17 protein-coding genes are annotated in these 12,496 nt (G+C 22.6%); 4 read left to right on the forward strand and 13 right to left on the reverse strand.

The annotated features are described in order from the left end of the window. Position 1 precedes the first annotated feature (1 nt). The 5 genes from AAHM98_RS07215 to AAHM98_RS07235 all read right to left on the reverse strand — a co-directional run bounded on the left by AAHM98_RS07215 (position 2) and on the right by AAHM98_RS07235 (position 2,490). Entirely contained in the window at positions 2-202 is a 201-nt protein-coding gene (locus AAHM98_RS07215; protein ID WP_342276181.1) for a hypothetical protein, read from the reverse strand. A 22-nt stretch (positions 203-224) separates the two neighbouring features. Beyond that, a complete protein-coding gene (locus AAHM98_RS07220; protein WP_342276182.1) occupies positions 225-1,355 on the reverse strand; it encodes a phage terminase large subunit in 1,131 nt (376 codons plus the stop codon). After that, entirely contained in the window at positions 1,349-1,738 is a 390-nt protein-coding gene (locus tag AAHM98_RS07225) for a terminase small subunit (RefSeq protein WP_342276183.1), read from the reverse strand. Before AAHM98_RS07225 ends, AAHM98_RS07220 begins: the two co-directional genes overlap by 7 nt. Positions 1,739-1,921: 183 nt before the next feature. Next, on the reverse strand, positions 1,922-2,257 hold the full coding sequence (locus AAHM98_RS07230) for a hypothetical protein (protein ID WP_342276184.1): 336 nt from the start codon (positions 2,255-2,257) through the stop codon (positions 1,922-1,924). Further along, complete coding sequence (locus AAHM98_RS07235; RefSeq protein ID WP_342276185.1) at positions 2,236-2,490, reverse strand: hypothetical protein; 255 nt, start codon at positions 2,488-2,490, stop codon at positions 2,236-2,238. The genes AAHM98_RS07230 and AAHM98_RS07235 overlap by 22 nt, the downstream gene beginning before the upstream one ends. 275 nt (positions 2,491-2,765) lie before the next feature. Here AAHM98_RS07235 and AAHM98_RS07240 point away from each other — a divergent pair, with 275 nt between their 5' ends. The 3 genes from AAHM98_RS07240 (at position 2,766) to AAHM98_RS07250 (ending at position 4,794) form a co-directional block, all read left to right on the forward strand. Next, complete coding sequence (locus AAHM98_RS07240) at positions 2,766-3,656, forward strand: Mbov_0401 family ICE element transposase-like protein (protein ID WP_342276186.1); 891 nt, start codon at positions 2,766-2,768, stop codon at positions 3,654-3,656. Beyond that, positions 3,631-3,918, forward strand: a complete 288-nt coding sequence (locus AAHM98_RS07245; RefSeq protein WP_342276187.1) for a hypothetical protein — start codon at positions 3,631-3,633, stop codon at positions 3,916-3,918. The genes AAHM98_RS07240 and AAHM98_RS07245 overlap by 26 nt, the downstream gene beginning before the upstream one ends. A gap of 240 nt (positions 3,919-4,158) precedes the next feature. Further along, a complete protein-coding gene (locus AAHM98_RS07250; protein ID WP_342276188.1) occupies positions 4,159-4,794 on the forward strand; it encodes a UPF0236 family transposase-like protein in 636 nt (211 codons plus the stop codon). A 92-nt stretch (positions 4,795-4,886) separates the two neighbouring features. Here AAHM98_RS07250 and AAHM98_RS07255 read toward each other — a convergent pair whose 3' ends face one another. From AAHM98_RS07255 to AAHM98_RS07275, 5 genes are all read right to left on the reverse strand, one after another. Next, positions 4,887-5,036 (reverse strand): hypothetical protein, encoded by a 150-nt coding sequence (locus tag AAHM98_RS07255; protein WP_342276189.1) that lies wholly within the window; start codon positions 5,034-5,036, stop codon positions 4,887-4,889. A 346-nt stretch (positions 5,037-5,382) separates the two neighbouring features. Continuing rightward, a complete protein-coding gene (locus tag AAHM98_RS07260; protein ID WP_342276190.1) occupies positions 5,383-6,126 on the reverse strand; it encodes an ABC transporter ATP-binding protein in 744 nt (247 codons plus the stop codon). Between the two features lie 17 nt (positions 6,127-6,143). Continuing rightward, complete coding sequence (locus tag AAHM98_RS07265) at positions 6,144-6,659, reverse strand: hypothetical protein (RefSeq protein WP_342276191.1); 516 nt, start codon at positions 6,657-6,659, stop codon at positions 6,144-6,146. Between the two features lie 51 nt (positions 6,660-6,710). After that, positions 6,711-7,616, reverse strand: coding sequence for a hypothetical protein (locus AAHM98_RS07270; RefSeq protein ID WP_342276192.1), 906 nt, complete (start codon positions 7,614-7,616; stop codon positions 6,711-6,713). 17 nt (positions 7,617-7,633) lie between these two features. Next, a complete protein-coding gene (locus tag AAHM98_RS07275) occupies positions 7,634-8,200 on the reverse strand; it encodes a hypothetical protein (RefSeq protein ID WP_342276193.1) in 567 nt (188 codons plus the stop codon). A gap of 475 nt (positions 8,201-8,675) precedes the next feature. Here AAHM98_RS07275 and AAHM98_RS07280 point away from each other — a divergent pair, with 475 nt between their 5' ends. Beyond that, positions 8,676-8,891, forward strand: a complete 216-nt coding sequence (locus tag AAHM98_RS07280; RefSeq protein WP_342276194.1) for an ankyrin repeat domain-containing protein — start codon at positions 8,676-8,678, stop codon at positions 8,889-8,891. A gap of 692 nt (positions 8,892-9,583) precedes the next feature. Here AAHM98_RS07280 and gltX read toward each other — a convergent pair. The 3 genes from gltX to AAHM98_RS07295 are packed head-to-tail and all read right to left on the reverse strand — an operon-like array spanning position 9,584 to position 12,496. Next, entirely contained in the window at positions 9,584-11,107 is a 1,524-nt protein-coding gene (gltX, locus tag AAHM98_RS07285) for a glutamate--tRNA ligase (RefSeq protein WP_342276195.1), read from the reverse strand. Beyond that, positions 11,046-11,828, reverse strand: coding sequence for a hypothetical protein (locus AAHM98_RS07290; RefSeq protein ID WP_342276196.1), 783 nt, complete (start codon positions 11,826-11,828; stop codon positions 11,046-11,048). The genes gltX and AAHM98_RS07290 overlap by 62 nt, the downstream gene beginning before the upstream one ends. Before the next feature lie 14 nt (positions 11,829-11,842). Next, positions 11,843-12,496 carry a hypothetical protein gene (locus tag AAHM98_RS07295; protein WP_342276197.1) on the reverse strand — a complete coding sequence of 218 codons (654 nt, stop codon included), beginning with the start codon at positions 12,494-12,496 and terminating at the stop codon, positions 11,843-11,845.

Here is a 12,496-nt window from a genome sequence, read left to right on the forward strand (position 1 = left end):
CTTACTTCCTTTCAAAATAAGGATTTATATTTGCACTTAAATTTCTAATATATGGTTCAATAGCATAATCAAATGCATCTCGTAAATGGTCATTACCTGCTAATGGTATTTGTTTAATACTTTTAGGGTCTCAAACAGCAAGTCTAAATTCATCTAATAATAATTGTGCTTGAATACTTATATTTAAGCGTTCTGTTGCCATTAAAGCAATGTTTTTACCAATTCTAAATTTCAAGTCTTAATTTCACACAATCTTTAAAATAAAGCCATGTATGAGCCTTATATTTAATTGCTGTATCATTTAACATTTCAATAAAAGTATAATTACTAAAATCACAATATACAGTTAAACCATATTCATATAATAAATTATATTTTTGTGCTAAATTTATATAAAATTCAACTACTAATTTTGCTAATTGTTTATTATCATATCGCACTAATTTATTTTCTATTTTTAAACAATCAATAACATTTACAAATTTAAAATCATAATCAAAACCTAATAATACACATGCCATTGCATCATCTTTAAAACCATAATCTAAACCTGCACTAAATCTATAACTTGATTGTAATAATCTACTAATTTTATGAATAAGATGTGAATATATTCCACCACTTTCATAACCTACTAAACCATGACTTCTAACTCCTGCAGATATTGGGTCTAATTTTTCTATTTCTAATAATTGATATTTATCACTATCTTTTAAATAAGTATTTAATTTTCAATTTTGATAATGATAAATAGTATTATCAATAATAGTAAATTGTTCATATTCATTAATAATTTGTTTTTCATTTTGTGGACATGCTGTTACTGTCTTTTTAATAAATTCATTAAGAATACTTCAAGGATTACAACTTTCTATTTCTAATAATTGATTTGCACCACGAATAGCATCTTTTAAATCTTGATAATCATTTTCAGTAATTTCATAACGTTCATCAGTTCATATAATTACATAATCATATAAATAATTACTTGCTAATCCAGTTAATTTAACATTACTATTATCTTGTGCATGTAAATATTTACAAGTTATTTTACTACCATTAAATTCAATAGTTTTTTTAGTTTCACTAATAATAAAATCAATTGTTGGATATGTTGCTTTAATAATTTGTTTTAATTCTTGTCAACTATCATTTAATTGTTTTGACATATTTCTAATTAAATAAGCATGTATTTTAATATTATCTAACATTAATAAAATACCTAAGAATTCAATATCACTAAATGTTTTACCTGATTTTCTTGAACCTAATTGTTTAATTTTAGTAATATTTAAAGATTGTTTTAAATACATTCTTTTAGCAATATCTAATAAATAACCAAAATTATTTAACATTTATTCTTACCTTTATTTTCAAGATTAACTTGTATAGGGGCGACGTTATCACCATTCTTTATATCAATTTTTGTAGATAAATGATATTTATTAACATAAGCACGTTCTAAATATCATGATGAAGTACTTGCATTTGAAGTTAAATATCTTTGTAAATTTAAGTGTTCAATTTGAGAATGCGCTCAATTTATTTGTTGTAAAAAAGTATTTCTTTTCTTTTGTTTTCAAGTTCTAATAGTACTTTCAGTTATATCTAAATAAATTAACATACCTAATTTTGTAGGAATTTCTTTAAATTTATTACAATGAATAAAATAATTTTCTAATGCTTCTCTTAATACTTTTGCATCATTAAAAATTGTTCTTAATTTTTCATTTTGCACATAAAAATCTCCTTAATTTTGTTTTAAAATACAAAAATTTATGATATACTTAATATAACTTTTAAGTTAGGTGTAGCAACAATAACTTATAAAACTTTATTAAATAGTTCATATATATTTTATTTAATTTTTATAATATAATTATAACATTTTAATTTTCATTTTTTATATAATTATCTATTTCTATAATATTTTTTTATCTAATTTATAGTAATAACTAATTATATTATTGATTTCTTTTATTTTATTAGGTGATTTATTTATATATGTTGATTTTAAATTGAATAATCCCCCACGTAAATCAACTATTACTGCCTTTAAAGAGTTTTCTAGTTCGTTCTTAAGTTCATTATCTTTAAACTTATAATTTTTATCATCATTTAATATTAAAAATCTACTTATTTCTTTAGTAATACATTCGTCTAGTAGTTTTAGATTATTATTTTTAGTACTATTATTCATAGTGTTCTTAATACTATTTTTAATAGTAGAATTAATTATTCTTTTAAACATTCCCATTTAATAAAATATCTCCTTTTATTTTTCTTTTTTAATTTTATATTTTTTCAAAATTTAAATTCTGGATTTTGCTTCTTATATATAATCATACAACCAATAAAAGTTCCAATAATATTTAAAGAAATAGTAAGTAATAGTATTCCAAAAGGATTATTTTTTTCACATAAAACTAAACCACAATTTATTAAATGAATAGAAAATGCTATTCATGCTAATGTTATAGGAATTAACATGATATAAAACATAACCATAGGCTGATCTACTTTTTTGTTTATTTCGGTCAAAAACATATATCCCATTTTCTTTTCCTTTTTTTCTTTTAGTATACATTATTTTAAAAAAAAGAAAAGATAACTAATTAAAGTTATCTTTAAACGCTAAATATAGAATTTGCGATTTATTTTACCGTTCTTTATAATTATACTATAAATAAAACTTTTTTCAACAATAAATTAATAAATTTGATAAAATGCTAGAAGCCAAAAAATAAATAGAAAGGCGTTAAAAAATGTTTAGTTTTAAAGAATTTCAAGAAATTGAAATCAGTAATAGTATAACAAAATTTGTTAAAAAAGTCGAAAATTGAGATGAATATTTTTTTCAAACTAGAGATAAAGATAGATATAAAGTTGCTAAAAAATGTAATAGAACAATAAATATTGAAATTGGATTTGTAACTTTTAATAGAAGAGTATATTTAGATACGATAGAAAAAAGATATCGTTATTTTACTGATGAAGAATTTAATATTGAAAAACGTGCAAGAATTATTAAAGATTTAAAACAAGAGATAGCATCATATATTGGCAGAAAAAAACATTATCAAGATATACAAGATATTTTAAAATATACTTATGTTTCAAAAGTAACAATTAGTAAAATTCATAAAAATGCAAAAATTGAAGAAAAATTACCACAACAAAAATTGAAAGTAAAAAATAATGAATTTATTTATATTAATGCTGATGATTGTTTTGTTCCTGTGTGAAATAAAAATAATAAAAGAGAAATGCAAAAAATTCGTAGTATTAGTTATAATACTGGTAAAAAACAAATAGGTAAAAACAGAAATAAGTTATTAAATAAAATATATACTTTTATGGGTGATTATAAATATAGTAATAAAGAAGATTATTTACAAGCAAATCCGACAGTTGATTTTACTTGAAATGGCTTAAAAAAGTATTTTGAATTTGACACTGCTAAATTAGTAGTTTCAGGGGATGGTGCTTCATGAATATATAATTTAGCAAAATATTTAGGTGCTTATTATGTATTTGATAAATATCATGCTTTTTATTTTTTATGAACTGCATATAAACCTGATAAAAGAAAAAATAAAGTTAATCCAGAAAATTTAAAAAACTTTTTAATTGCTTGCTTGAAAATATTTTTGTAAAGGACAATATGATGAATTAATAGCATTTTTAATTGAAACTAATATTAATAAAGATAATTTAAAGACTTTTATAAATAATAAAGAAGGTATTATTAATCAACCTGCTAGTTGAAATATTGGTTGTAGTGCTGAAAGTGATATTCAACATTTGGTTAAATCTCAAACAAAAGGTGCAAAAATATATGCTTATCCAACATTAATTAATATGTTAATGGCGAGAAGCAATTATTTAAATAGTAGAAATTATATTAATAGTGCTTAAAATAATATAACTTAATATTTTAAAAACTAATTATTAAAATTAGTATTTTTGTGTTTTTTAATTGTAATTTTATAATTATATTTTTTATAATTTTTAAAATTTATGGTATAATTTAATTAACAAATATTTAGATTTGCTAGTTTTATTGTTTGAAGTTAGAAAATCTATACGTTAGATTAATTCGTCCCATTATTAGATTTCTATCTTGGTGTTAAAAAGTATAGTAAACTTGCACCTGATGTGATTAAACAAATTTTAAAATATTTTACTGATGGTAAAAGATATCGTGATATTTGTGATACTTTTATAGAAGATTTAATAAGTAATAGTACTGTTTGTAGAAAATTTCAATGACCAAAAATTAATATTCCTAAAATACCATTAGAATTAAAACAAACTTTATATATAAATATTGATGATGGACATCGAAAATTTAAGTTTAATGATAAACATAATAGTAAAAATTGTAAAAAATGCTCTATGAGATTACTAGTATTTTGTACTGGTAAAAAGAAAAACGGAAAATTAATTAATAAAAGAGCTACTTGTAAAATCAGATTAACAAAAATTGGTGCAGATAAAACTGCACAATTAATTAAAAAATATGGTAATTTATTTTATGAAAATTTTGACCAAGCAAATTTAATTGTATGTGGAGATAGCGCACAATGAATTAGAAAAACAGCTAACATTTTAAATGCTAAATTTATTTTAGATAAATTTCATGCTTTTCACGTTTTATTTCTTGGAATTATGGGTGGAAGAAAAAAAGATAAAATTGCTAAATTTCATTATGAATATGCACAAAATTTATTTGCAAAAGGTCAATATGATGAATTAATTGTTTTTTTTACAATCATTGACTTTAAAATATAAAAAATTAAAAGTTGGTTATTTTATTAATGCAAAAGAAGGAGTGTTTAATCAAGCATTAGTCGAAAATATCGGTTGTTTTACCGAAACTAATATTAATTAAACAACTCGTTTTTAGTTTCTTTATAATATTCAATATAAGAAAAAAACATCATCTTTTGTAATTTTAAATTATTAATAACCGTTACATTATTATATAAATATCTTGCTATATCCATATAATCTAGTTGATTATTTTTTTTCATTTTAATCACCCCAATTCTTCCTATTTTTTCCTTAGATTTTAAATCTTATTAAAATCTTATCATATTTTGTGCCACAATGATACATTAAGGGACTGGATAATTAAAGATAGAATTACTGAGATAATCATCTCTATCCTTTAATAATACAAAAAATTCTTTTTAATTTTACCTCAAATTTTTCATTAAAACTTCCTTTGCTGGAAACATAAATTTATAGTGAATCTTTTCATAATTATGAAATTGAAACCATTCTTATATATTTTTGCTATTTTTCTTATGATTTAACAAAACTAATGTCAACTATCTTTACTTTTTCTGTGTAATTATACCTTATAATAAATTACATTTAGAAACTAATAATATCTTTAATTTTATTTAAGTCTTGTATTTTTCTTTCAACAAATTGATCATAAATTGTTTTAATTGTTTGTTTATTTTTATCAAATTTTTGATCATAAACAATTTTTTTATTATTAATAATTACTAAATGATTAATAATTTGTTGTAATTCTTCAATAATATGAGATGTAATTAAAATTGTTACACCTTTACTATTTAATAATTTAATGATTTCAATAAATTCTTCTTTAGTTTTAACATCTAAATTTGCAGTAAGTTCATCTAAAATTAATAAATCAAGACTTAAACTCAAAAGCATCGCACAAAAAGCTTTTTTCTTTTGTCCAGCTGATAAATTACTATTTTTTTTATTAGCCAAATCTTTTTCGAAACCTAATTCGTTAAGTGCCATAGTTAGTTTAGTTAATGCTTTTTTCTTATCTTCTTTTTTTAAAATTGCTAAGTAACTAACATACTCTTTAATAGTTAAATCAATTGTCATACCCATTAAATCAGGTATAAAAATTATTTTTAAACAATCTTTGTGATTTTTTTCAATTTCAATTTTATTTAAAAAAATCTGACCAGAAGTTGTTTTAACATTGCCTAAAATACAATTAATTAAAGTGGTTTTTCCTGCACCATTGTCACCTACTAAACCAAGAATTTCACCTTTTTTAAAGGTAAAATTGATATTATTTAATGCTAAGAATTTCTGATATTTTTTAGTTAAATTTTTAACTTGAAGCATATTTTTTATTTTCTCCTTTAAGGAATAACTTTTCTTTTAAAAAAGATAAATGCAATGTAATTCATAATGATAATTATACTTAAATAAAGGATTACTAAAAACTCATAAGAATACATTCTTTTAATTTTTGAACTTGATATAACATATCCTTGAGAATTATTAGTAAAATTAAAATTAATTGCTCTTTGAATAATTGTAGATGTCATGTAAATTGCAGCACGATTTAAATCATTTTTAAGATTATAATCACTGCCAACTAAAATATAACCTGGTTGCTCTCAAAAAAATAAATTTGCCATTAAGGTAATTTGTTTAGTAAAGTCATGATAATATGTTTGAATTTTTTTTACTTGATCTTGATTAATGACACTACCATAATGTTGCGCCAAACTAATAAAATGCTCTGCAATAAAAGCATCTATACTTTTAGTATATTTGCCAGCGGTTCTATTATAAAACATTTCACCAAAATCTTGTTTACTAATAAAACCTATACTATTTTGTCCACCTTGTAAAAAGTTTAAGTTAAACATGTTATTAATTTCAAAACTAGAAAACATTGTTGCTAAGCACGTCAAAAATTTTTAAAAACGAAAATCATTAGTTTTATTAAAAAAATCTCAATAAACATCAGTAATGGTACGATTTTTTTTATTATAGTTAATTTGATTTGGTTCACCTTGATAAATAGTTCCTCCACCTTGAGAAACAGTTTGTTTAAAAAAGATACTATATTTTTCAAAATCATGTAGTTGATTTTCAGGAAAAATATTTTCAATTTCTTGATTTAAAATATTGTTATTAAAACAATCAGAATAGTCATCTAAAATATTAGATGTTTGAAATTTTTGATAAATTAACATATCTTGCTCAATTGCAATAAATGATTGAAAAGAAACATTAGCATTAGGTGCTAGAAAAAATTGTGAATTTATTGTCATTCCAATAAAAGGCAATAATATGATAAAAGGTAATGAAAATTTAAATCCAGTATTTTTAATAAAAGTTATTAAAAATAAAATAGCAATTGTTCCTAAAACAAAAATATATAAGAAAGCAACATAACCAACCGTTGCTGTTAAAAAAATATTAAGGTTCATTTTTCCTTGAACAAAAATGTCTATATAAATAAAATAACAAATTAAACAAAAAGTAATATAAATATAAGCATAAGTAAGTAAAACTAAAAATCGATAAAAATAAATTTTAGTTTTACTTATTTGATACTGAATTTCAACTTTAATTAAAAAATCTAAATCTTTATCAAAAATAATAGTTTTTAATACTAGCAAAATAATTAGTAATACTACCATAAAAACACAAAACATCATGGTTCACATTACATTATTTATCATTTGAATAGTAAAACCGTTTGCTAAACTTACCATCAAAGGAAAACCGACAAATACCCCACTTGCCAATGTAAAAATAGTAAATAGCAAAATAAATAGTTTACTTTTAAAAGATTTTTTAAATAAAGTAGTTAACATTAGAATAGTCTCTTTTCTTAACTATCGTGAGAAATTCCGAATTTAAAATAAATTGAATGATCAGAATTTCCATAACCATAATTATAGTATGTAAATAAGGTTTCAGATTTATCAGGTTTACTATAAGTTCAAGTATATCCAGGAACTGCGTGAGCTCAATCTCAACTATATACTTCTTTACCCTTTAAGTAAAAGAAACTGTAATAATCTGTATCTATTTCCCCTTTATCAATATACTTTTGAACATCAATTAAAATAGTTTCATAGTTAGTAAAATCAATATAATTATTTGGTTCAATTATAACTAATATTTTTTGAACATCAATATTCTTTTTTATTCCTGTTTCTTGTTGTTCTAATAATAATTTGTCAACTTCTTTATAAATAGTTGTAATTAAAACAGTATCATCAAAATCAACTTCAATTCAACCTGAATGATAACTGTAATTACTTTTAACTTCATATTCATCAGTTACTTGTAAATTATTATTGCCAATTACAGAAGAATTACTTAATAAATTAGCAATTGGTGTTACAAAAGTACTTAACCCTAAAAAATTCAATGATAATAAAAATGTTTTCATAATTTATATCTCCATTCTTTTTAAACCCATTTAATATTCATAATTTAAATGTAACTTACAATAGGTGAATTGTCAATATAATTCAATGATAATTAATGCAAAAATAAAATTACTAACTACATTTCTAATAACAGGAAAAATGTTCTTAAATAATTAAGAAGAGCACATTTAAAATTTTATTTTTTAGCTAAAAGTCCTTAATTAACAAGGTTTGCCTACTGATTATGCTTTTATACCACAATTAAATTGTAAAATGTTATCAACACTTACAATATATCAATAGCGATTTCATTTTGAAGTTGATTTAAATTTTCTGCGAAATGATTACCTTCAACTCTTTTTTAGAACATTATTGTATATATTACGTAAAGTTAATAGATATATGTATGATTAAAATGAAAAACTAAAGATAGTTTTCAACCTATTGCTTTAATTTTAAAGTAAATAGGTTTTTATTTTGGAAGGAGAAAAATTTGTGCTTATTATTGAATGATTGAAAAAAATATGAAATGAGCGAAAAAGAAACAAATTATTATATTCTGCTGCTGAAAATGGTAATTTAGAGGAAGTAAAAAAATTAATAACTGCTGGTGCTGATGTTAATTATAAAAGCACATCATCTATAAGTATTTCAAATCGTGCTCCTTCTACAGCATTTTTTGATTTTTCAGTTAAACAAACAGTTAAATAAATATAACCATTATCACTATATCAAATAAAAGAATGAGACAGCATATTGATATAAACTAAAGGAGTTAATCATGAGCCATAATAGTACATAAAACTCATTTTTCAAATTTGATTTCGTGAATCATCTTTTTGAATTGATGAAACAATGCTTTGTGTATTAATTCATAAGTCAGGACCCGTAATCTCATTTGGGTATTTAAAATCACGTGTAGGATCATTTATATAGTTAGGAGTTTCAATTTTAATAAATGAAGTATCACTAAACTTCAATAATTTATATTTGTTAATAAATGATTGTCAATCGTTTGCATATTTTTTTCAAGATTCTATTTTGATGTTATTTACAATATTCCCTTCATATTCAGAACTAGTGCCATTAAATGATTTTTCGTATTTATATAAAGCGTGCGAATTATGAGAATCATTATCAAAAAATGTACAGGCATTAATTGGTAAAATTGTAAAAAAACTACAGATAAATATACTAATTATATTTAATATTTTTTCATTTTATAACTTTAAATCCTAATTTAAGTATCATTATTTAATTATAATATAAAAAACAAATTTGTCTATATTTTATTTTTAAATCAGAAATGTTTTTATTGGTTGTCGGTTCTAAATCAAATAAAAACAGTTAAATAAAGATTAATAAACATATGTTTTTACCAATAACAATTTTATTTACTCTAGTTATTTCTTAAAATTTAATTTTAAATTTTTAGAAATAGTATCATAACCTAATAATTTAATAGTGCTTACTAAATCAGGGCCATGCATTTGACCAGTGCTAATAATTCTAATGGGCATAAATAACAATTTACCATTTACTTTAGTTTCAGTTTTAACTTCGTTAATAATAGTTTTAATATTATCATTTGTTCATGCTTGACAAACAGCAATTTTATTAATAAAGGTTGTACACACATTTTTACAATCATTTTCTTTCATAAATGTTTTAGCATCAACTTCTAATTGATAATTATTTTTAAAGAATAATGTTACTAACTCATTAATTTGGACACCATACTCTAATTGTGGTTGATAAATGATTAACATTTCCGCTCATCATTCTGAAGAATTACTACTTCAATTATACTTAGTTTTAATGAAAGGGATAACTAATGTTAAGTATTGTTTACTAGTTAACTGTTTAATATACTGGTTATTTATTCATAATAGCTTTTGCGGGTCAAACATACTTGGTGCTTTGCTTAAATATTTAGGAGTAAATAGTTTAATTAATTGTTCTTTACTATAAATTTCTTTTTCTTCATGCGAACTTCATCCTAGTAAAGCAATGAAATTAAAAATGGCTGCTGGTAAGTAACCTTCTTGACGGTATTGATGAATAAATTGCATTAAACTACCGTCGCGTTTTGATAATTTTTTACGGTCACTATTAACAATTAATGTCATATGAGCAAAAACTGGTGGTGTTCATTTAAAATATTCATAAATTACTAATTGTCGTGGTGTGTTAGATAAATGTTCTTCACCACGAAAAACATGACTAATTTCCATTAAGTGGTCATCAATAACAACGGCAAAATTATACGTAGCTACACCATTGGATTTGATAATAATAAAGTCGCCTAAATCTTGAGTTTTAAATTCAACATTACCACGAACTAAATCAGCAATCGTATATATTTTATCATCAGGAATAATAATTCTAATAGTATAAGAAACTTTTTTTTGTAAATTATTAGTAATCGTTTTATTATCTAATTTTAAACATCTTTTATCATATTGAAAAGCTGAAATGTTATTAGCAGTTTGATCTTCACGCATTTTGTCTAATGTTTCACTAGTACAAAAGCAGTAATATGCTTGTTTATTTTTAATTAACTCATGAGCATATTTTAAATAAATATCTAAACGTTCAGTTTGTTTATATGGTCCATATTCACCTGGGATATCAATAGTTTCATCAGGGATAATTCCCATTCAACGTAAATTATCTAATTGTGAACTAATGCCATCAGTAATATTACGTTCTAAATCAGTGTCTTCAATACGAACAATGAATTGTCCTTTATTGTTTTTAGCAAATAAATAATTAAATAATGCTGTTCGTGCGCCACCAATGTGTAAATATCCCGTAGGACTTGGTGCATATCGCACTCTAACTTTCATAATATCACCGTCTTTATTATTTTTGTTTCCTTTTTTTTCGTTTAATTTTCTTGGTTTCACTTTTATCATCTTCTTCATATTCATCATTTTCATCTTCTGTTTCTAAATCTATCATTTCATCATTTTCATTATCAAGAAAAATGGTAATAGTTTGGCTATCATTGGGATCAAATTCATTAGAACTTGGTAATGGTTGTCGTAATTCAAGTTCTAAATGCTCTTCTTTTTCATGTTGACTTTGATAGTTAAACATTTGAATATTAATCAAATTCAATTTAATTAGTAAAATTACACATCCAACTAGCATGGCAAAAAATATACCAAATATTGACCAAACTATTGTTGAACTAGCAACTCAGTTTTGATAAAAATGATTAGCAGTAAAAGTAACACCAGTTGCGAGATTTTTAGGCTGAATAATAGCAATTTTATTATTTCATTCATTATAAAATAACTCACCAGCAAAATTAATTAAAAAACCAACGATAAAAATACTAAAAGTTGCTACTAAAAATATCAATTTAACACGAGGTGATTTATCAATAAAAATTCTTGAAGTAAAAACACAACCAATAAATGCACTACTACTAATTGCTAACCCAATGACTGGTACATAAAATACGGCAGCATAACTAGAAGGATTAAAACTAGAAGTAGGGACGACTATTTCAAAACCATTAGTATATAAATTTCTTAATTCACGATTTTGCGATAAAAAAATTAAGTATACTAGTTGATAAACAAGAAATATTGCTAATAATAAATAAAAACTAATAAATCACAAATTACGATTTTTCATTTTTAAAATTCTCCTTACTTTTTATTTGCTTTAAGTAAAAACTTTTTTTGTTTCTTTTCACGAATTAATTCTTGTTTTTTGATTTTATAATTTTGTTTTATCATACTACGATTAGTATAAATTTCGTAGTCTGAATTCATAAAAGTAAATTTACGACGCATAATTCAAAAGTAAACTTGAACAACCAAAATTAAAAAGATACTAATGATAATAAAGATACGGGCAACAATGGGATTAATTCAATTGTAATGAGTACTTTTTAAAATTTCTGATTGCGAAGTATAAGTTAATTGTACTTCTGAACTTAACATGATGCTAAGAATTAAAAATCAAAAGGCAATATAAAACATACGATTACTATACTTAGAAGAAATATTACTTACCTTAGGAGCAAAAGTTAATAGGAGCATACTAATTATTAATAAAAATAAACAAAGCACAGGAGTATACAATAGATTTAAAATATTATATTTAAAATCTGTCAGACTTAAATCATAAAGTTGATACTTAGCAACATTAATAGTAGCGAATAATGAAAAAATAAAACTTCATATAAAAGGTACAACACAAACTCCTAAGTAGACAAAATATGCTTTCTTTATTTTCCTTTCATAAGGGAAAAAAACTGGTTTTTTAGTTTCAAGTTTTTCTAAATCTGTCTTGTTCAT

Origin of the sequence: Spiroplasma endosymbiont of Nebria brevicollis, from assembly GCF_964030895.1 — a bacterium.
Classification (GTDB): Bacteria; Bacillota_I; Bacilli_A; order Mycoplasmatales; family VBWQ01; genus Spiroplasma_E.